This is a genomic window from Streptomyces sp. SID13666 (assembly GCF_010548325.1).
GTDB lineage: Bacteria > Actinomycetota > Actinomycetes > Streptomycetales > Streptomycetaceae > Actinacidiphila > Actinacidiphila fildesensis.
Genome location: NZ_JAAGLX010000036.1, coordinates 55810 through 76736 on the forward strand (window position 1 = coordinate 55810; position 20927 = coordinate 76736).

Consider the following 20927-nt stretch of genomic DNA (forward strand, 5'->3'; position numbering starts at 1 on the left):
TCGGGTGACGACTGCCGCAACTCCCGCAACACGTCACGCTGCCAGTCACCCTGAGACATGTCCCGTGCCTGCACCTTCACGCGAAAGTGCCGAGCAGATGCCCGTACACACCGAACATCCCCACCACCAGCGGGAACAACGCGATCACCCCGACGGACTCCAGAGCGTCCCCGAAGCGCCGCAGCCGCACCCGAACGTGCTCGGCCGGCTGGACCGCCAACACCGCCAGCGGGACCAGGGCCAGCGACGCCGTCAGGGCCAGCGGTCCGACCGTGCCGGATCGATCCAGCCACACCCAGGCCAGCCGCGCGGCCACCACCGAGGCGGCCACCAGCAGCGCCACCACTTCGACGATCAGCGGGTACGCCCGCGCCCTCAGGGCCAGCACCACGGCGACGACCGCCGCGAGGGGCACGGTCCACACCGTAGGAGTCCGCAGCACCAGAATCCCGGCCGCGGTCCCGGACACCGCCACTACGCCGGTGGCGAGAGCGAGCCCGCGGTGGGTGACCGCCAGCGCGGTCGTCACCTGATACCGGCTCACCGAAGTCCCTGCGGAGCGGCGGTCGTCGAGACCTGACAGACCCGAGGCCATCAACGCGAGACGCGGCAGTACCCCCAATGCCACTACCGAAACAATCGCCAGCAGTCCCCCGGCGCGGGCCTGCCCCACCGCACCGCCGGAGTCCGTCTGCAGATGCACGGCCAGCTCCCAGCAGACGGCCCAGCCGGCGACGGCGCCCGCGCCGACCATTCCGCTCCGCCCGAGGGGCGAGAAGGCGCCGAGGAGTACGAGCGCCATCACGACGGCCACCGCCACCCCGCTCAACCGCACCTCGCCCGACCAGGCGTGCGCATCGGCCAGGGTCCACGCGCCAAGTGTTCCCAGTGCTCCGGCCGTGGCGGTCAGCGTGGTGGCGAGCCCGCGCTTGGCCGCTCGCCAGAGCAGAGCGCCGGCGAGTGCCACGAGTGCGGCGACGACCAGCAGGGTGTTCCCGACGGCAGTGAGCGACAGTTCCTGCCGCGCCAGAATTCCGGCTGCCAGCGCCCACACCACCGTGCTCGCCCCGGCAACGGCCCGGCGCGCCGGAGGAGCCCATCGCCACGCACGGACGTCCAGATCATCGGCGGCCTCGTCGGTGACGTCATGCACTACAGGCGCCGACGGTGCATCCTCCACCCGCACCAGCCGCAACACCGCCCCGTCGGGCACCCCGGCCGACTCCAGCGTGCTGTCATGCGCCAGTGCGGAGCCGTCTGCCGTCACGAGATGACGCACCATGGGCCGATCGGCCGCCTTGTCGTCGAGCAGCCGCAGAACCTCGTTCAGCAGCAGCCCGATCGGCTCCTGGGACGGCAGCACGAGATCGACCCGCCGCCGTTCACCGACCAGAGTGACCCGGCTCAGCGCCGTACGGCTCAATGCCACCGGAGATATCACGCGTTCGAACCTATCATCGGGCCAACGGAGTTACGGGGGACGTCACAGCAGGTGCTGAAGGCTGCGAAGAGGGCTGTACAGAGGACCCATAGGGGCTCTTGCCCAGCAGGCGATGAGAGACGAAAGACCACCCCACACACCCCGCACAGAGCACCGCCACCATCACGATCCCAACAGCCACCTTCCCCAGCCGCTCATCAACCGACCGCCGCTGCCGCTGTCCCCCGAACAACAAGGCATCCCGAAGCCGCCGCCGCCGCACCGACACCGACTCCAGCAACTGACTGTCATAATCCTGCGCTGACACAGCTACGTGTTACCTCTCCTGGCCCCACTCGGTGCATACGTCACGTCGGAAACTCGCCGAGCCAGGCGCGGTTCGCTCGCTGAGGCGAGCACCTCGGACCGAAACTTCATCCACGTATGCCTCATCGTCAAGTCCCGGGCTGCCGAGATGAGGCATTTTCACGCCCATCCGTTCTCCCGTCACCCAAATGGTGATATCTCGCACGTGCAGCCAGCGTGCGGCTGCCTGTGTCTCCTGCTCCTCGGGGAGGCGACGGGGAGAGGCTCAGGTGTCGATCTCGCCGGCCCAGCCGAATTCCAGCAGCTGCTTGGGCAGGTACTCGGATTCGACCTCGATGGGAATGTCAGCGTCGCGGGCCATACACGCGATCGCGAGCGGGCCGAGGGCGACCAATCCTTCGCCGCTCAGGGAGCGTGCCTCGTTCGCGGTCCAGTACTCCTTGTGCCATGTGAGAGCGTCAGCTAGCGCCGCGTTGAACTGCTCGGCCTCCTGGCGCTGGTAGCGATGGAAGATCTCGAGCGGTGGATACAGGATCTTCAGCATCAACTCTTTGCCGGCGATGTGTGTGGCCTCGGGGTCGGTGCCGTTGACCGCGGTGACCAGGGTGTCCCAGGTTTCCCGCCGGCCGAACCAGGCGTTCTGCAGCGTTTCCACCCACGCATAGATGTACTCGTCGAACTCCGCGCCGGACGCGCGGAGGAACGAGATGGGTACCCGGGCCAACTGGTCGACACGGTCGTTCTCACGGCAGATCGCTGCCAAGTAGAAGGCAGTGAGCCAGTTTCCCGCGTGCAGGTAGTCCTGCGGTCCGGTCGCGGGCAAGTTCTTCACCTCGCCGTCGATCCCGATACGGCACGGCACAGGGCCCTCGGCCGCCGTGCCCGACGCGAACAGCGCGGAACCGACCTGCATGGCCGTGACCCACGCCTCCCAGGTCTGGAACTTCTGCGCAGCGGGATCCGTCACGCAGTACCACTTCGCCGTGATCAGGGTGTCGCTCAGCGCGTCGTAGCGGTACTCCTCCGACGTCTCGATCTCGGCCAGCACTTGATGGGTGCCCTTGATGATGGGTGCCATGGCTTCGGCCACATTGTCCGTGCGGAAGCCGTGGCGGGGAATGCGCGTGACCACTTGTCACCCTCTAACTAGATCTTGAAATATTCCAGCGTGGCACCACCATAGGCGGAACCATTGGGGCTCTTTGCCTTCACCAGAACGAACTTCAGCTTTCCGTCCTTCAGCGCGGTGCGGAGCTCCGCCGCGATCTCGGCATCCCGCCCTCCGCGTGCCGTCATCTCGGCCAGGATCGTGCGTATGTAAGGCTTTGTCCCCTGCTTGACCCGCATGCCCTGGGCTCCGCCATCATCGCCGATGTGCGGATTCGCCGGGTCCACGGGGTCAGCGCGGCCATCGCGCCAGTCGAGTTCCCCCGACGGCGCCTTTGCCTCGACGATGAGGCGCTCCCCGTTGTCGCCGTTCTTGTATACCAGGTCGAACATGTTGGCACCGTTGGGCGCCTTGGGGAGCTTGATCAACGTGGCCTTCGGGAACTGGTGTGGAATCACATGCAACGCGGCAGCCTGCTCGCCGAGCGTCTCGGAGAACTTGCTGTTGTTGGGCAGATCACCGAGCTTCTTGGTGTAGGCCTCCTGCGCGGCCGTGAGGTCCCGCTCCGTTGCCGCGGACGGGTGCTCATCGAATGCCTTGGTCGCGTTGGTGAGATCCACCGACAATTTGCGGTTCTCCGCTGCGGTATCGAGGTCCCGCATATTCTTCCCGCCAGGGAACGTGTCCGGCCCGAGCGGCTTCGACCCGTATTTGATCTCGGAAGGTCCGTGCGGCATATCGTACTTGGCGATCCAACTGCCGTCGGGGAGCTTCTTCAGAATGGGAAGCGTCGCGCCGCTCTCCTTTGCGGTCGCGTCCAAGCGGTGGCCCCGGATGTCGTAGTACTTCTCGAACCACGTCCGATCGGGGTCGTTGGCTTTTCGTATGTGCTCATCCTGGATCCGCTTAAGCTCTGCTGGAGTCAGCTCCCGATGCTCACCGTTGCCGTGGTCACCGGTCCCGACGCCCTCGTCCGCCTGGCTCGCGGGCGGGGTCGCATCATCGCCGACATGGCCCGCGTCGCCGACCGCTTCGTCGCCGGCACGGCCTAGATCCCCCGGGCCACCAGTGCTAGGACCGTGCGGGCGGCCCGGCAGTGAATCGGTGGCGCCGCCGCCCGGATGGCCATGGCTCGCAGATGGGCTCCCGCGGAGGTCATCGCTGCGTCCGCCCGACAGGTTGTCGCCTACACCACCATGGGGTGCGCTTCCCGTGCCGCCGCCGGGCAGGTGGCGCGCTGCCGCTCCGGGCAGTCTGTCGCCACCGACTCGTGCTGTCACATCGATCGCGCCGGCACCGGCTACGACGGAGGTGTCCCCGGTATGCGCGCCTACCAATGCGGGTTCACGGTGTGGCAGCGGGTTCTGCTCCGCGGCCCGTTCTGCGGCGGAAGGCTCGACCTTGACATCCTCCGCGCGTTGCATGACCTCGCCGGACTCGTTGAAGAGTGTGCCTTTGTCGGCGTCGAGGTAGACCGTCTTGCCCTCGTGGTTGATAAGCCGGACGGTGTTCTCGGGGAGGCCCGCGGGCGGGGGCGTGAGGGCGTCGTCCAGGTCAGGCAGTCGGTAGCCTGCGGCGGCAGTATCGAACAGGACGCCGGTCCGCAAGTTCTTCAGGCCGGACAACAGGTCTCCGACCTTGACCACCGCGAACTTCCCACCCGCGATGACATAGGTCATCGGGTCGAGCGCCCTGCCGGTCTTGCCCAGCACGGACAGCGTCTTGGCAACGGCTCCCGATTTCGTCGCGCTGCCCGCTCCCTCGGTGAAGATCGCGGTGATGACGTTGAAGGTGACGGCGCCCGCCGCGCGGGCCGGGTTCTTGCCCCACTCGTCATAGGCGATCAGCGCCTTGCCGGTCTCCGTCAGCGCCGTGCGTGAGTCACGGAACCAGCCGGGCAGCTTGTCCTCGGGGACCGCCATGTAGAAAGTGCCAACGAAGGGGGTGATGACGATGGCCAGGCCGGTGGCGAGTTTCGCCAGCCCCGTCCATGCCTTGCCCGCCGAGTCCCAGCCGTCCGTGCCCACGAGTGTGCCCAGGCCCTTGATGGTGCCCCATACGCCGTCGACGATGAACCCGTCCCAGACGTAACTCTTGGCCTGATGCCCCAACCACGCCAATCCGGTGTATTCCCGGTCGGTGGTCGATCCCCAGGGCGTTTCCTCGGCGTGGTCGAGGTCGTCCGCCGTGTAGCCGTACATGTTCTGCTTGTGGGTGCCGTCGTCGGGGATGAGCGGGGCACCACCTACCAGAGCGGTGATCTTGCCGTAGCAGGATCGTTCCGCCGCCCAGAACGCTTCCAGGGTGGCGTTGACGTCGTGCCACAGGTCGTTGTTGTGCTGGACCTTCTTCTTGTCCTCGCGCCAGTCGCCGTCGTCCTCGATGCTCTGCACGAAGGACCAGGCCTCGTTCCTGAGGCTCTGCAGGCGCGCCACGATCGGCCGGACCTCGCCGCCGTAAGCGCTCAGCGCGGCGCTGACCTTCTCCAAGTCGTCGGCGAAGGCGTCGGACTTGGTGGCGACCGGAATCGTCGTGGCGAACAGCTGATCCGCTTCGGGCGCCTTGTAGAAGGCGGAGAGCCCCTGGAACTCGGAGTTGACCGACGCACCGGAGGACCGGAAGTGTCCGGCCTGTGTGATCAGGGCCGCCGAGTCGGTCTCCAGCGTCTCCAGGTTCCCGGTGAACCGGGGTATGCCCGCCGGGTTGATGAGCTCGTCGTCACTCACGAATGGCCGCCCTGCGTCCTGTCCGGGTTGAGCATTTCGGGCGTGGGCTCGGCGATCGCGGCATGCTGCGCGTCCGTCGCCATCTGGAGATTGCCCTGGTTGTAGGCATTGGTCGCCAGAGCGGCCCCGTTCAGCGAGTTGGCGGTCCGCACCGCCACGTAGACCACGTCCTGCTGCCGTGCCTGCAGGAACTCTCCCAGGGCTGCCGCGACCGGCCCGGACGGCGCTTCGCCGCAGACGGGGCCCGAAATGGTGCCCGCCGCTTTCGCGGCACTCGGCAGGATCGTCCCCAGTTCCGTGCCGGCCTTCGACAACCCCTCGGCCGCCGTCTTCGCCTTGTTCAGGACGCCTTGCACACCGGACGTACTGATGTCCCAACTTGTCACGAAAGCCCCCGCTTCTTGATCCCCGCACCGGCGCGATCGTCAACGCCTCGACAAAAGCCCAGCGGTTCTGCCGGGCCTCTGGCGTCAGCCGATGTTGTCAACCGCCGACTTGGCCTTGGTCAGCGTCGACTGCGCCGTGCCGTCGTTCTGCTCCAGCGTGCTGCGTACGAGGCGGATGATGTCGCGCACCTCGTTCGCGGCACGGTTCCAGCGGATTTCCTTGCCGTGGTACTCGTCCGACACCCCGTCAGCGGTGAAGTCCGCCATCGCGCTCTTCACTGCGGCATCCCGGTCGTGGAGTACGCGCTCCAACTGGCCGATGATCCCTTGCAAGCCGCCCTGCACCTCTGTCGAGGCTCCGGTGTCATAGCTGTTCCGGTCCTGGTTCCCCATGGCGAATTCCCCGTTCTTCTGTCCGCTTGTTTCGGCCAGGTCTAGCGGCCGGAGAACCGGGCAGCGTCGAAGTTGGCTCCGGACATGCCCTTCTGGGCGTTGTCCTCCTGCTCCTGATCACCGGTTCCGAACGCCAGGTCCATGCCCGCCTGACCACCCAGGATCGATTGCAGCGATCCGTTCAGAGCATTCGTGATCTCGTCCGCGCGCACCTTGAAGGAGTCGAACGCAGCCTTGCCGGCCCCGTTGAACTTCCCCTCCAGCGGATCCGCAGCCGCGATCAACTGCTTGATCAGCGTGCCCAGATCAGTGCTGGAACCCTCCGTGCTCTTCCCGAGACCCGACAGTGTCGTAGACCCCATGTCGAACTTCATGCACCCACCCCCGAACAGTCCAGTGCACACCGGCGCTTCAAGCACCGCGCCGTGCACTTAAGTCACATCTATCCCATCATGCGTTGTACATGTATATCGGCAACCCACGGCGACCACAACACCACTACCGGCAAAGCGGGCCCGTCCAACTAACGTTGCAACTCAGCGATTTAGGTCGCCGGCAGGCTGCGAGAGGCGGCTCTCGGAGGCGTTCAACACGATCTTCCAGCGGGCCAAGCCCTTGCCTGTGGCGTCTGGTGAGGTGACCTCCGGAGCGTGGGTGGATCCTGCTGCCACTGAGGGCTTAGCCCGCTTGTGGTTCTGCTGTTCGAACTGCCCCTGCCACAAGCTTTCGGCCAGAGCATGGACAGTCATAGCTCGCGCCGGGCCCGGCCATGCTCCTGCGGAGGCCGTACTGGGCGCAGACCTGCGCGAACGCAGCTGGCAATGTTGTGCTTGCGCATCGACCGGACGATCCGCTTGCGGTTGACGGCGTGGCCGAAGCCGCGCAGTTCCGCGCGGACCCACAGCACCGGGGCGTACTCGCCCCGTGTAGTCCTATTACACGTTCAACGACCTCGGACCGTAAGCCAGACGTCGACTCCGCGTACCGACCACCAGCACGGATTCTTCCCTCTCCCCCCGTTGCTCAGCGTGACCCGCCTCGCAGCTGAGTGCGCCTTCCGTGCCCCAGGACAGCATTGAGCGACTCTGTCGGGGCTCTTGAGATTTCGTGATCATTGTCCTTTGCGCCGCCAGCGGGGGCGGGGCAATTCGTTCTCGTCGAGGTACTGCTGGAACGCCGTCGGTGAGCGGGGGCGGTAGGTAGAGTCTGCCGGTTCCTGGGTGCTGAGGCGTTCGATGTTGACGGCGATCGCGGTCAGGGCATGCTGGACATGGGCCTTGGCGACGCCGTGGTAGCGGCAGCGGCGCATCTGGTGGTCGTTGACGAGCTCGTTCATGGTGCCCTCGATGCCGGAGCGTGCGGCGTAGAGCCGCTGCCACTGCGGGTCTTGCCGTTGGGTCCGGGTGCTGTGCCCGGGCGGTGGCTGCGGACACGTCCGAGGAGGTCGGTGGCGTCGGTGCCTGCCTGCTTGAGCCGGGCGGCTGGATGACTGGGCTGGCTGACCAGGCGGACCTGCCGTCCTAGCGCAGTGCCCAGGCCTCGGTCGCCAGGCCCTCGAGGATCTCCGGGGCGGTGCGGGCGCACTCCTCCAAGGCGGCGCGGACCGGCTCCAACGCCAGCTCCAGCTCGGTCAGTTCACGCACCGGGCATATTTGAAGTCGATCCGGCACCGCACCGCCTCGGCCGCCTGCCGGTCGGAGAGGTTCAGCAGGAACTGCAGCACGCTCACCGTGGCGAGCTGGGCCGGTGACAGGCCAGGCGGCCCGTCCCGTGGATACCAGGCGTCGAAGTCCTCGTCGTGCCACAAGCCGTCCAGCCGGTCCCGCACCCATATCGCGGTCGTACCACGGGGATTATTCGCCCGCGCCACCCGCGCTGTCGAGAACGGAACTTGCTCACCAGAACAGGGATGGAGAGACACCGGCTCACCTCATCTACGGAACCAAGCCGAGCCTGCCCGGCGACCATGCGCTCCCGCCTGGGAATCTCAAGATCCCCGACAGAGTCGCTCATTGGGGAGTGGCTAGGGTGCGGAGTGGGGAGTATCTATACGGCTCGGAAGGCCGGGCCCAGTTGCATCTTCCACTAGAGGCTTGCATGACCCCACCCTATGAAGGGTAAATCTCGTGGCGCGCATCGACGGTACACCTGCAAAGAGCCTTGTCTGGGCGGTGCGACTCGCCAACTTGATCTCTTGGACCTCGAGATCGGAACACCGAGCGCCAAGGACGGTAGCACGTGAGCCCAATTGTCTCTTCTGTATGCGTGACGATACCTCTGTGAATACAATTCAGCGAGAGAATGACACCTGCTATGTCAGGTATGACAATTACCCTGCGGTGGATGGGCACGTTGAAGTTGTACCAAAGCGTCATGTCGTCTCCTACTTCGACCTAACTCCTCGAGAAGTTCTAGACGCACACGCTCTGCTAGTTGAGAGCCAGGTGGAACTGAATTCAACACACCGTCCCGACGGTTACACGATTGGCATTAATGAAGGTAGAGCGGCTGGGCGCACCATCGATCACTTGCATATCCATCTAGTTCCGCGGCACTATGGCGATGTTGCTGACCCTCGCGGGGGTATCCGTCAGGTCCTCCCCGGCCCGAGTCCCGATGATTGGACGGGAAAATTCTCAGCTGATCCAGTCTAAGGTCCGCAGTCTTCTTCCTTCGGAGATGTTCCCGTGGCGAGGAACCAGGCACCTCGACCTGAGGACTGGCAGACTACGGATTTGAACCCAGCTTGACGCATCAGGCCGGAAAAATCCTCTGGCTCAACGTACGTAAACCAACGCGATCCCGACACGGCGCCCAGCCGTTCCCAACCTTCTGTGGTGCCGCGCTTCATGCTCAGAGTGGCAATTCCGTCTCGCTTGAGAACTCTGACGATCTGTCTCAGAGTTGGCAGCATGTCGTCTCGCGAAATGTGTAGGAGGCTACCGCTAGCCCATACGCCGTTAAAGCTGCCTCCCTTGAAGGGAAGTTGCCTAAGGTCCAGACACGTGAATTCTATTTGACTTCTTTCGACTGATGTGATCCTACGGCGAGCTTCATGCAACATCGCTTCACTGATATCTGCAGCCATTACCCTGTGACCGCGAGAATTGAAAAATGTCGCGTCTCGTCCAGCGCCGCAGCCCAAGTCCATGATAGGGCCCTTGAGGCGCACGGATTCTGAGAATTCGAAGGCCTCCGCGTAGAGTCCTGGGTAACTTTCGTAATCCCAGGTCGAATCTGCGTACCCGCTCGCGCTGCCTTCGTACGATGCGCGCGTGACTTCAATGATTGGGTCCACTAGATTCCCTAGAGGTCTCGGAAGCATTGGTCGCTCAATGAATCCGCGATCTCGTTAAGATTTCTGGGTAGATCCGAATTATCCAGATCGACATGTCCTCGACTTGCGTCTGCGCTTACGCATCCAATGAATTTGAATCTTGCGTTGCGAATGGGGCTCGCAAATAGCGCAGTTCTATGAGAGAATTTACAAAACTCCTGATAGCTTTTAAACCCCATGACTAGATCCGCATTTTGTTGAGACTGCTGCGTAAAATGCGGCTCTTGCTTTAGTTGCGTAGCGTCCATGGAGATCGGGGCGTTATTCTTCCAGCACAACCCAACGACGCCCACTCCCTTGGTTGGTCGGAAGTCTCTCAGTATCGCGCTTGCCCCAAGGCGGTAGCTCGCAATACGCTCCAGTCTCCCTCCAATGGGATGTCGAAGCGACCTCTTTTTCTCCCAAATGTGAAGAGCTATATCAGAGATGTCGAGCGGAGGTTGCACCCCGGACGTTCCAATTTGGATTAGGCGTCCCAGCTTTGTCAGTACTTGCCGTTGCAGGTAAATGCGTCCCTGAACGGTAGATCGCGAACTGAAAGCTGAAATTGGCTGTATAACTCCAAATATACCAGCAATAATAAGAAGCACTGGAACGACCCACCCCGATGACGCCCACCCGCTCTTCCAGTACTTCTCTGAGGGATAGTTGTTCGCGTTGGCTGCTAGGGATATCGTAGCTAGAAGAGTAACAATCTTGTCTGCCCACTTGGAGCGCCTGGATCTCATTCCTGCAGCGTAACTAGACGCAAGTTGCCGCGCTCGTCGGCATGCTCCATCCGTGTGGCCCCTGCCCAATACAGCGGCGCACCGTCTCTGCTGCACCCCAAGAGTAAGCCAGGAAGCTGGCGCGCAGGGCTGATTGGAGCCGAGGGGTTGGTGGCCGATGTCACGGTCGGAGTAATGGAGGCGTCGCCCGGGAACTCCTTTCTCGAGGAGGGCCATCGCTAAGATGGCGTTTCCCTACGAGGACAAACAGGATCCCGCACAAGCCCTTGCGGTCATCCACCGCTTTCCGGGCCGAGTGCCGATTCCGGCGCCGTCGGATGGCTTCGCCGATCTGAGGTTGCGCGGTGTACCGGAGATTAGTGAGTGATTGTCAAATTCTCTGAATCAGTTGAGGTGGCTGAGACTGCGTTGAGCTCGGTCGCTCGACGAGTTGGCCGCATTCGCAGGGTGCCGACGCGGGCGACTAGGTGGGGTGCGTTGACGGTCTGCCACCGCTCCTGGCCGGACTCGACGAACTTGAAGACCATCGCCAGGACAGCGGTGCGGGGCCGGCACCTCAGGCCACCTTCGTGCACAGGCGCACGGTGGCGAACGGGTACTCGATCGGGTCCGTGGTCCGCAGGTGGACCCAGTGCTCGGTAGCGAAGTCGTAGAACGCCAGCAATTGCTCCTAGTCGTCGGCGATCTTCTTGACGGCCTGTCGGAGCTTCGCGTCATAGGGGTGGGCGAACGTCTTGGCCGCGCCGCTGGCGTGGTCGCGATCCTCGGCATTCTAAATGTCCTGGATCGCCTTCTCCACGCCCAGCTGCGCGGACTGTCCAGGATCCAAGGGCAGATGGGATCGTGTCAGCCGGATGAGAGAGGCGGCAGGGCAGTTGACGGCAAGGCCCATGAGAAAGATCGTGCTTCGGGCGGCTCCGCTGCCCTAGGCTAGTCCGGGCAGAGCACTGCGATCAGTGGGGGAGGCGCGTCGTGCAAGTCAATGAGCATGCCGCTGCGTTGAGCGGCGATGATGTGGTCGGCACGCTCCTAGGCTCGATATTCACTCGTGTGCCCGGCCTCACCAGTTTCAGGCGCGAACCCCTCGTTGACCAACCCGGAGGGGTCCGCGTCCTGTCGCCGCGCGACATTTTGCGCGAAGGCGTGATCGCGCCACCGGACTCGGCGGACGATCGGGCGATCGTCCCGGCCGAGCAGCCCCTCCTCGAAGTCGGCGATGTGGTGCTATGCGCCGTAATTTCAGTCAGCGGGGGTTCGAGAGTCGCACCGGTCACGGCTGCCGATCTACCCGCTGTAGCAGGCGACCGTGTGCTCGCATTGCGTCCCCAGGGGCCGCTGACGCCGACACATCTACGATGGATTCTGGCGTATCTGCGATCATCAGAACTTCAGCTTGTGGCAAGCGGGTTCCTCAAAGGCGCACTGCGCGTTCGATGGAGCGAGCTGGAGCAGCTGAAGTTGCCGCCGCTTGATGAAGCACTGGCTGTCGCCATGGACGATCTCACCGTCACTCGGGATCGCATGAGCGAATGGAGAGACGAAGCAACAGAACTTCTCCAGTCCGTGCTTCAGACTCGCAATGGCGTCCAAGCTCGTGAACTGCTAATCGCCTCTGGCCAGACCCTACGCCTGCGTGCGGAGGCGGCAGCCCGCCTGGACGAGTTCGGCTACACGGTCCGCACCCGCTTCCCGTACCCGATCGCGCTGCGCTGGCGCGAGACGGAGGCAAGGATGAGCGCAGGCCAACTGAGGGAGGCATACCAGGCGGTGCTGGACACGGCCGAGATCTTGTTGTGCTATAGCGCGCTGCTAGTGGCTGCCATGGCGCGTGCCGAGGGCATCGAGCTCAGTTCAGTGCGCGCCATCCAGGGGAAGCTGGCAGGCGGGCGCGGGGGACCAGGATTCGGGGAATGGGTAGTAGTTCTTGAAGAGATCGTGAGCGCGCGCAAGCGGAAGGGCCTGCCTGCAGAGCACCCTCTCCACGAGTTCGGCTCCCTTTTTGCCGACCCGAAAGCCGCTGCTGTCCGCAAGCGGGTTTCAGACCGCCGTAATGATCAAGCTCACCAGCGCCGACCCGATGATGTCGACCTTCCAGACGTGCTCGACGACGTCTTCGCTGACCTGTCCTTGCTCCTGGACCGCACTAGGTTCCTCGCCGACCTGCGATTGGCGCATGTCACTGATGTGCGCTGGGACACGCTCCAGAAGCGGGCCGACGTGGACTTCCGGAGCCTGATGGGCGATCACCCTGTGGTCCCCACTGAGACGATGCATCACGACGGCAATGATTTGGAGACCGACAGTCTCTACCTGATCGACCGAGAACATCGGCTGCATCTGCTGCGCCCGTTCCTGATCGGTCGCCCCTGCCCGATGTGCCGAAGCTGGTCAACCTTCCATGTTGACAAGGTCTCCCGCGACGGAGCCGTACTCAAGAGCCTTGAGCACGGCCACGCCCTGACTGATCCCACCATCGTGAGCTCGTTGTCGCTCGTCGGCCTCCTGTAGGGCTCACCCCAAGCCGCCTCTTGAGTTGTGACCATGCGGTGGGTGGAGGCTGGGGAGCCAAATCCCTGCCCCGCGTAGGTGCAGTCCTGCCAGGTAGCTCTTGAGCGTCTTGTTGTAGCGGGGTGGCGAGTCCGCGCCACCCCTCGATCTCGTTAGTGCAGCGTTCCACGGGATTGCGATTTGTAGAGCTTTGCGTCGTGCGAGAAGGGCCGCCTGCCCCGGCGGCCCTTCTTCTTGTCTTCTTGCGGTTGGCGCCTGATCGCCCTTCTCCGGGATGACGGCCTTGATGTTGCCCTTGCGCAGGCGGACTCAGTTGGCTCGGAACGAGTAGGCCTTGTCGCCGGCGACTGCGTCAGGCCGGGTGCGCGGGCGGCCAACAGGGCCGCAACCGGAGGAAGGGAAGTCCGCCCACCATGAGAGAGACACTTGACTCAAGGGCTCGTCGATCAATAGAGTCTCTCATGCTGGGTACCCACAGCCACCTCAGGAGTAGACGTGCTACGTGCAAGTGCAGGCGGACAGAATGACGGCGATCGAGTCACCGCCGCGGGATCGGGAATAAGGGCGATCTCCTTTGGCGGAGGGGTGCAGTCGACAGCCCTGCTCGTCCTCGCCGCCCAGGGACGTATCGACTACTCGACCTTCCTCTTTGCCAATGTAGGGGATGACAGCGAGCACCCTGGGACCTTGGCATACATCCGCGACGTAGCGATGCCCTACGCCGCAGGCGCGGGCCTCGACATCCAGCAATTGCACCGCCGTCGGCGGGATGGTGCCACGGAGACCCTTTGGCAGCGGCTTAACCGACCAGATACCCGCTCTATCCCCATTCCCGTGCGTATGGCGAACGGCGCCCCTGGCAGGCGATCCTGCACTGGCGATTTCAAAATCAAGGTAATCGGGCGGTGGCTCCGCGAACATGGCGCCACCGCTAAGAATCCGGCAACCGTCGGCATTGGCATATCGGTAGACGAGATCCACCGTGCCAACCGACGCAGAAGCGAACCACACGAGGAGATCGAGTACCCGCTGCTCGACCTCGGTCTACGCAGGAGCGACTGCGAGCACATCATCGCGGCAGCTGGGCTGCCCGTTCCGCCCAAGAGCGCCTGTTTCTTCTGCCCGTTTCGCACCGTCGAAGCCTGGAGGCAGCAGAGGCGTAACGAACCGGAACTCTTCGTTCGATCCGTCCAACTAGAGAAGACTCTCAACATGCGCCGTGCGGCAATTGGGCGGGACCCGGCGTTCCTCACACGGTATGGGCGTCCGCTTTCCGATGCGATACCCGCCGGTGAAGGCGAGCGGGCGTCTGTCGAAGAAGGTGACGCGGGCTGCGATTCCGGGTGGTGCATGACCTGACGCCGCACAGACGCCCACTGCGCACGCAGCCAGCCCGAATACGGGCCGGACCTGCCAATCGACAGGAAGGGCTCTCAACGAACTTCCGCTCCTCATCGGTAAGTTACGCACGTGTCACACCGACGTCCCACGGGACCAACAACCAGTCCAGAGCCGAAACCCAGCCTGGTCATGACTGAAGACAGGCCCTAGCGCGGTCTTTTCGGGCGGACTATAACGGCCAACCCACGGGCCAGGAGATCAGAGATGAATTTCTCAGCCTCCGAAGCTTCGGCTGGTTCGAAGGTCCGTGCCGCCGGCAATGCTTCGACCATGGGCCTCGGTGGGGGATGAGAAGTGCTGGCCCTTCGGCCACGCGGTCTCTGCGGCGCACGTGCACCACTGCGGATCCGCTCTACGTCCTGGAGGCTAATATCTCGCCCGCGTCGCGCGGCGTCGTTGACGATAGTCTCTAGCAGCCAAAGCGGCGACCTGGACAGCAGGAGATCAGGCTCGGCAATGGCCTTCCGATTTCGCCATCGCGATACCGCCTGCCCATCGACATGCATGACTTGGGCGACTTCCTTGATTCCAAGGATGACCGGAAGATGGTCTCTGTCCTCCGGCTCATATCCTGCTGGGAGACTCTCCCGGTAGGCATGCAAACGGTGCGCCGTCACAGATCGCCCAGACTGTCCATCAAGCACCATGACAGTGGACAACAGCCAGTACGGGTTCCCGGAAGCCAGGAGATCAGGCTCTGCGAGTGTGCCGTCACTGCGCCAAAGCTGCGAAGTTTGACGCTTGACGTCGAAGAGCGCCGCGATCTCGGCGTGGCCGAGCAGGTACGGAACGCGGGATGCGACCATACTTGTCAGCCTCCGGATGTAGACGGCGTGAGAAGCGACCCAGGCCGAGCGAGCGGGACACCTAAAAGATATCTCCGTTCGCTCGCCGCCCCGGACCGGCCTCCCGCGCACTCCCGTGGACGAACTGATTGAGAGACCGCCCGGGGTTGGATCAATGTTCCTCCGAACGGAGACGACTCGCTGTCACCTGTCAGAGATGGCACACAGCACAGCCGGCTTCGTCGTCGTCTTCGTCGTGGGCGTCGGACAGAATTTCGAGGAGCGGCCGGTTCGGCTTGACACGCTTGGCTGCGCGCGCCAGAGCTGCCTCATGCTTGGCTTCGATCTCGTCCCGACGCTCAATCAGCTCGCGCAGCGATTCGCCCTGGGACCAGGTGTACTGCCGCTCCTGCATGGCCGTGTTCCGGTAGTTGACCTTCTCCTCGTACGCTATGGCCTGCTCGAACAGCTCCGGGTGCCGGTCATGCAGGCCAACCCATTCGTGCTTGCGCTGAAAGAAGCAGAAGGAGCAGCCAGAGCGCGTGCGCCACTCATAATAATCAGGCAGTCCGATACCTGCCTCATCGAGAATCCGGCCCACTCCGTCACGGTCGATGCCGTCTTCGCGGAACGGAAAGACGGCCGTGATGTTCGGCTTGGTGCTGACGTAACCGAGCCGGTTTTCGTCCGCACGGATCGCCACGTAGGAGATGACCTCGTCGTCGCCGACCCACTCCTCGAGTGGCTTGATCTTCAAGTTCTTGGTGCACCAGCGCATCTGGGGGCTGGGCAGCGTGCCCTGGTAGACCTCAAGCCAGTGGTCGAAATCGCGGGTCGCGTTGAGGCGCTCGATCGGCTTGCCGAGGGCAGCTTCGAGGCGGTTGAGGTACTCGTAGGTTTCTGGGAGCTCCGCACCGGTATCGCAGAAGAAGTACTCCATGTCCGGTACGCGGTCACGCATGTGGATGGCGAGGGCAGAGGAGTCCTTGCCTCCGGAGATGCCGAGGACGTGGCGCGTCTTCCCACCGGCGCTCTTGGTGTCAGTCACAGTGACTCCTTGGTCTGGTCGGTGGTGGCGTCCCGCGCGGCGATGCGTTCAGCTAGCGCAGCCAGCAGAATGCGGGCGCCGTCGGGCCCTAGTGCTTCCTCAGCCTGCCTGATGACACTGACAACGAGGTCGTCCGCCGCCTGGCGAGACTGCTTGGGCACGTGGATGAGGGTGCGTTCTTCATTCCCCTGGGGTGTGGTGAGGGTCAGAAGGTGAGTGTCGAGTTGCTGCGGCTCAGTCTTCTGCCGGTCGATCTGCGGTAGCGAGCGGACCTCATAGAGATGGCTGACGCGGTCGAGCGCTCGGGCCAGCTCCTGAACTTGCCGAGGAAACGAGTCGACGTCTCGGTCGGTCCAGTCCCCGAGGGCTTTGTTGGCGAGCCGGATGATGATCGGGTCGAGCCAGTCTTCATCCGGCAGGTTCTCGTTTAGGACGCGGGAAACGAATCCTTGCAGGTTGAGCTCGAGCGAAGAATCGGCGAAGCCGCGAAGTCGTTCTCTCAGCCCGGCCCGCAGGGTGGGCAGTTCGGGCGGCAGCCGGAAGGCGTTGCCGATGGTTGCAACGATGTGCTGACGCAGCGCGGCTCCGGCGCTGGAGAGTTCATCGAGTGCCGCGGTCAGACGGGTTACGTAGTCCTTGGCAAGCGTCTCATTCTTGGAGCTGTTCGGCAGGATCGCCTCGAAACCGAGCGCTGTCGGCAGGGCCGCGAAGACCAGGTCGTCCGGGTCAGTGGCGCGGCTGAGCACCTCACGAATGGCGAGTGCTTCAGCGCTCAGGCTCCGTGTCCTTTGTGCGTAGGGCTCCAAGACCATGACACGTTCGACGATAGCCCGTGTCACTCCGAGCAGGGCCGGGTTACGGGCGGTGCCGGAGCGGGGGCTGTCAACGTGCAGCGACCGGGTGAGACCTTCGACGATCAGGCGTCGCTGGCCGCGACCTGCGGGTGCAGCCTTGACGGTGAAACGTTCCGGGTAGGGGACGTTGAGCCGTTCGATGATCTCCGGTGTCAGGCGCTGGCAATAGTTGCCCTCCTCGAACAACGCGACGTCCTGGGCATGCAGGATGAGGGCGGTGACCACGAGGATGGGCACGACCCCAGCCTTAATGCCGTAGGGGGGGGCCATCAGCCGCTCGTAGATGTCCACGATGGGAGTGGGCTGCGTTGCGTTGGATAGCGCCTCTTCGAGGGCTTCCCAGGTTTTGATGACATCGGGATGCGTCTTGGGGTCAGGGCGGGAGATTCCATGGGTATGGATGCTCGCGCTGGTGGCATCGGCACGGGCCTCGTCCGCTGCGCGATGGAGGCCTAGATACTCCACGACGCCGTGGTACATCGCCCGCTCGGGCGTGTACTTCGTCTGGTCGTAGCCGAGGAGATGGGTGCCGGAGCGTTGCAACATGCCGGTGAGCACCTCGCGGCGCGCTCGCGACCCAATGCTGGTGAGCTGATGGCGTCCGACCATCTCGTTGCGGATCCGCGGCGAATGAGGGAAGACGCGGTCACATGCCTGCGAAGCCAGATTGGCGTAGCTGCGGGCGTCGATCGGCTCGCCGGGATCGCCGGTGGTCTCGGTGCCCTTGCTCCACAGGTGCCAGGTGGACTGCGGACTGAGGGGGTTGAACGCCTCGTCCAACAAGGTGCCGATATTCTTGGAAATGTAGGCGGCGCGCTCCTCGACCTCACGCCGGGCCACATAGTCCAGGGCTTCGTCGTCCAGTAGTTCCTCGAGCGCCACAAGGTCGATGCCCGCCTGCAGAACCGCTTCTGGGTTCTTGGTCGTGCCGATCAGGGCAGGAAGCGGGGAGTCGATCATAGGGCGGTCGCTCAGCGGCCCAAGGTGGAAGACGATAAGGCCATCTGCGGCGTCTTGGACGACTGTCGGCCCCTTCAGGGCCGTGCTCTTGTAACTGACCGCGCTGGAGAAATAGCGCAGCATGCCCGTGCGCTGGCTGTGACCGCCGGCAACAACAGCAGCGGGGAGCACCGATCCAAGGTGCTCGCTGAAGTACTCGACGACGACCGCAGGGGTGATCAATTTGGCAGCGACCCGGATCCCGGCGTCAATGTCAAAATCTGTGCCACGCCAGACCCGGTACTCATTGCTGTAGGCACGGTGGACGACAAAGCCGTCGGCCACCAGCCTGTCGAGCTGCTCTTGCAGGGCGGCGTAGCGTTCGGGGTCAGGGGCGTCAGCGGGGTCGTTGAGTGCGAACTGGATCATTGCGGGCGTGGCGCGCAGAACGCCGTCCGCGTCGATGAGGTTGAGGATGCCGATCGACTTAAGCACCGCCTGGTCCTCGGCCGACAGGCCGCGGGCTTCGTTAAGCCGGTGATCGACCTCGAGCCATCGGCTGGCGTTCGCCGAGGCGATGATCGTGGTGCGGCCTGAAGAGAAGAAGTAGTCGTACAGCTGCGGCAGACGGATGGTGGATGCGTGCTCGGGTGCCTGCTTTGAGGAGGTGTCGAGGGTTCGCCGGACCGTGTTGGGTTCGTCGCTGGCGAGGAACCCGGTCAGGCTGCGGTCGTTCTGCCCGATCTGGGAGGCGAGCTCAGGTGCCGCGATGGCGGTCAGGGGGTGCAGCGGGTACAGGTCGGCGAACATCTCGGTGGAGATGTCCACAAGGGCGTTCAGCGCGTGGTCGGTCCATGCGTGCATTGCGGCCTTGGCCTGCACCTCGATGAGCCGCTGGCCGGCTTCGGCGACGCCGGCGTGGTCGAGGCGCCGACGCATCAGGTGAACCGCGTCGCCGAGGTTCGGGGCGAAGGTGACGTCTTCGAAGCGGCCCTGGACCTTGGCCCATTCCTGGGTCTGGATGCTGCTGGAGCGCGCGGCATAGTCGGTGAAGGCCAGGTGTTGCAGCGTGAACATAAACAGCGGCAGGCCCGAGGGGCCGGCGCTCTTCTCTGCGAGCATCTGGAGCAGGAAGACGTCACTTCCGGCCCCGTCGGCAGCGATGTACTCGAGGTTCTTGCCGAATTCGTCGATGATCAGCAGGACGGGCTGCACGCTGCAAAGCACCGTGACGGCCTCAATAAGGCTCTGTGTGCTCGGGATCGTGGGGTCCGTGCAAGCAGCGAATGCTTGGGCAACGGCCTTGGGAATCCGCTTCTTCCACTTACGTTCCGCGGCGGTCTGCAGGGCCCTGATGATGGTCGTAGCCAGGGGTTCGCGGTCAGCCGTGGCAACGGCACCGAGGAATCCCTCCGGTGCGAGTTCGTCGCGGACACGGGCCAGCCTGGCTGCCTGACCGGGGCTGGTGGCCGCGACCGCGGCTTCGGCTTCCGCCCTGCGGGCCTTGTCATGGCCGAGGAATGCGTCGAAGAGGTTCGACAGTGTCGACTTGCCTGATCCGTAGGGTCCGGTGAATGTCCAGGCGCGAGTACGGCGCAGGTCTGCTGCCGCGTTGGTGACACGCTCGAGCAGGTCGAGGGCTCGCACTCCGATATAGGGATTGTTCAGGTGCGGTTCACGGACGTCGCGCTCGAGGTTGGTGGACCGCATTTCGGATCCCACCAGCGCGATGCCGACTGGGAACTGGGCGTCATCGATGCCCTGACCGTTGCTTCGGGCGGTCTTGGTCGCCATGGTTAGACGTTCTCCTCGATCATCTCAAACGCCGCGGCCTGCTGGAGCAGCTTCTTGCCTGTGTGCTTGGGGGCGCTGCTGTCGAGTCCGGGATACTTCGCGATCCAGTTCTCGGGGGTGGGAAAACCCTCGCTGTCGCGGAGGTGGCCGTAGTGAGCGTCGAGGATTTCCCATGCCAGTTGTTGCGGTGCCCGGGTGAACACCAGGCTGCGTTGACCCAGCGCCTCAACGACCTGCAGGTCCGGGTGGTCTGCGACCAAGGAGCTGAGGGCCTTGGTCAGTTCCGGCTCGCGCATTCGGAAGGCGCGGCCCGGGGAGCCGAGGTCCTCGGCCAGCCGAGCCGTTGAGATGGAGCCAGCGTTTACGGAGGATCGGGAAGCGTAGTCCAGGCAGGCATAGGCGAGGACGGCTGCCGGCAGGTTGGAGCGGGACCCGCCGGTGAATCGCCATGTGCGCTCCCGGCCCTTGCCCTGACCTTCCAGCAGGCCGAGTTCACGGAAGGGGGACATCAGCAGGTCCTCGAAGCTGCCTGGCGAAAGGGGATTGAATTCCTGGTCGAGGGCATACATTTTAATCAGGCAGTCCACGTCGCGGATGATGGACTCCGGTGCCGGCCAGTACTTTTCCTCGAAGTTCTCGTGGACCAGTCGCGTGATCACGCTGTTCATATCTGCGGCGGTGACCTTGGAGCGCGGTGCAAGGTTGAACATGATGTACCAGCTCGGCACCCAGCACTTCGATCCAGGCTCGGATGAGAGCAACCACCAGTGCAGCAGCCACAGGCTGCCGGTGTCCTCGAGGTAGGGGTCGGCCCCCTCCTCGTCCAGCAACCACCGGGCACGCCAGGTCGGTGATGCAATGAGGGCGCGCTCGGCCTGGTCGTCGTCACGGTGTTCCTGGGTGAGTTTGAACGCCTTCGACCAATGCCGCATGGAATAGACCATGTTCTTGCCGACCCCCAGGCGGACGGGGGCGTCCTCCCGATGGAAAATTCGACTGTCTTCCTTCACCTGCATGTATGCCTTGTGCAGCCAGCCGAAGCGCGGGGCGAAAGTTTCATGGCGGCCGAAGGAAAGCTCGACGGCTTCGGCAAGGCGACCGTCTGACATGCGCAGGGCCTTTCGTGGAATCAGGTGATTAGTCAAGTTGGAAGGCGTCATACGGATAACGCGG

The 20927-nt window shown here is 63.8% G+C and carries 15 protein-coding genes and 4 pseudogenes; 3 read left to right on the forward strand and 16 right to left on the reverse strand.

Going from position 1 to position 20927, the window contains the following annotated elements; translation table 11 throughout:
• Positions 1 to 76: 76 nt before the first annotated feature.
• The 10 genes and pseudogenes from eccD to G3I60_RS45885 all read right to left on the reverse strand — a co-directional run.
• The gene (eccD, locus tag G3I60_RS32935; RefSeq protein ID WP_164296129.1) at positions 77 to 1441 is read right to left on the reverse strand and encodes a type VII secretion integral membrane protein EccD; all 1365 of its coding nucleotides are present in this window, start codon (positions 1439 to 1441) and stop codon (positions 77 to 79) included.
• A gap of 13 nt (positions 1442 to 1454) precedes the next feature.
• On the reverse strand, positions 1455 to 1748 hold the full coding sequence (locus G3I60_RS45880) for a hypothetical protein (protein ID WP_164296127.1): 294 nt from the start codon (positions 1746 to 1748) through the stop codon (positions 1455 to 1457).
• A gap of 264 nt (positions 1749 to 2012) precedes the next feature.
• Entirely contained in the window at positions 2013 to 2879 is an 867-nt protein-coding gene (locus G3I60_RS32945) for an immunity 49 family protein (protein ID WP_343241472.1), read from the reverse strand.
• A 14-nt stretch (positions 2880 to 2893) separates the two neighbouring features.
• Positions 2894 to 5581 (reverse strand): hypothetical protein, encoded by a 2688-nt coding sequence (locus G3I60_RS32950; protein WP_164296125.1) that lies wholly within the window; start codon positions 5579 to 5581, stop codon positions 2894 to 2896.
• On the reverse strand, positions 5578 to 5967 hold the full coding sequence (locus G3I60_RS32955; RefSeq protein ID WP_164296123.1) for a DUF6507 family protein: 390 nt from the start codon (positions 5965 to 5967) through the stop codon (positions 5578 to 5580). The genes G3I60_RS32950 and G3I60_RS32955 overlap by 4 nt, the downstream gene beginning before the upstream one ends.
• 84 nt (positions 5968 to 6051) lie before the next feature.
• A complete protein-coding gene (locus G3I60_RS32960; RefSeq protein ID WP_164296121.1) occupies positions 6052 to 6360 on the reverse strand; it encodes a pore-forming ESAT-6 family protein in 309 nt (102 codons plus the stop codon).
• 41 nt (positions 6361 to 6401) lie between these two features.
• Positions 6402 to 6734, reverse strand: a complete 333-nt coding sequence (locus G3I60_RS32965) for a hypothetical protein (RefSeq protein ID WP_164296119.1) — start codon at positions 6732 to 6734, stop codon at positions 6402 to 6404.
• A 737-nt stretch (positions 6735 to 7471) separates the two neighbouring features.
• Positions 7472 to 7756, reverse strand: a pseudogene (locus G3I60_RS32970) (transposase); the annotation flags it as partial.
• Between the two features lie 124 nt (positions 7757 to 7880).
• A complete protein-coding gene (locus tag G3I60_RS46585) occupies positions 7881 to 8003 on the reverse strand; it encodes a hypothetical protein (RefSeq protein WP_275405974.1) in 123 nt (40 codons plus the stop codon).
• Positions 8004 to 8008: 5 nt separating this feature from the next.
• Positions 8009 to 8110: pseudogene (locus G3I60_RS45885) on the reverse strand (transposase); the annotation flags it as partial.
• A 421-nt stretch (positions 8111 to 8531) separates the two neighbouring features.
• Between G3I60_RS45885 and G3I60_RS47120 the strand changes: the two are divergent.
• Positions 8532 to 9014 (forward strand): HIT family protein, encoded by a 483-nt coding sequence (locus G3I60_RS47120; protein ID WP_369334871.1) that lies wholly within the window; start codon positions 8532 to 8534, stop codon positions 9012 to 9014.
• On the opposite strand, the gene G3I60_RS47125 is transcribed toward G3I60_RS47120, so the two are convergent.
• Positions 9011 to 9685 (reverse strand): class I SAM-dependent methyltransferase, encoded by a 675-nt coding sequence (locus tag G3I60_RS47125; protein ID WP_369334870.1) that lies wholly within the window; start codon positions 9683 to 9685, stop codon positions 9011 to 9013. The genes G3I60_RS47120 and G3I60_RS47125 overlap by 4 nt on opposite strands.
• 1317 nt (positions 9686 to 11002) lie before the next feature.
• A pseudogene (locus G3I60_RS45890) lies at positions 11003 to 11143 on the reverse strand (IS256 family transposase); the annotation flags it as partial.
• Between the two features lie 254 nt (positions 11144 to 11397).
• Between G3I60_RS45890 and G3I60_RS32990 the strand changes: the two are divergent.
• Positions 11398 to 12933 (forward strand): restriction endonuclease, encoded by a 1536-nt coding sequence (locus tag G3I60_RS32990; RefSeq protein WP_343241471.1) that lies wholly within the window; start codon positions 11398 to 11400, stop codon positions 12931 to 12933.
• Positions 12934 to 12936: 3 nt separating this feature from the next.
• Here G3I60_RS32990 and G3I60_RS45895 read toward each other — a convergent pair.
• Positions 12937 to 13314 (reverse strand): annotated as a pseudogene (locus G3I60_RS45895) (hypothetical protein); the annotation flags it as partial.
• A 114-nt stretch (positions 13315 to 13428) separates the two neighbouring features.
• Between G3I60_RS45895 and G3I60_RS32995 the strand changes: the two are divergent.
• Positions 13429 to 14292, forward strand: a complete 864-nt coding sequence (locus G3I60_RS32995; protein WP_343241986.1) for a phosphoadenosine phosphosulfate reductase — start codon at positions 13429 to 13431, stop codon at positions 14290 to 14292.
• Positions 14293 to 15330: 1038 nt separating this feature from the next.
• Here G3I60_RS32995 and G3I60_RS33000 read toward each other — a convergent pair.
• Genes G3I60_RS33000 through G3I60_RS33010 form a run of 3 tightly spaced genes read right to left on the reverse strand, consistent with a single transcriptional unit; the run spans position 15331 to position 20914 of the window.
• Entirely contained in the window at positions 15331 to 16167 is an 837-nt protein-coding gene (locus G3I60_RS33000) for a phosphoadenosine phosphosulfate reductase family protein (RefSeq protein WP_164296112.1), read from the reverse strand.
• A complete protein-coding gene (locus G3I60_RS33005) occupies positions 16164 to 19754 on the reverse strand; it encodes an ATP-binding protein (protein ID WP_164296110.1) in 3591 nt (1196 codons plus the stop codon). The genes G3I60_RS33000 and G3I60_RS33005 overlap by 4 nt, the downstream gene beginning before the upstream one ends.
• Before the next feature lie 2 nt (positions 19755 to 19756).
• The gene (locus G3I60_RS33010) at positions 19757 to 20914 is read right to left on the reverse strand and encodes a DUF4007 family protein (protein ID WP_239070550.1); all 1158 of its coding nucleotides are present in this window, start codon (positions 20912 to 20914) and stop codon (positions 19757 to 19759) included.
• Positions 20915 to 20927 lie beyond the last annotated feature (13 nt).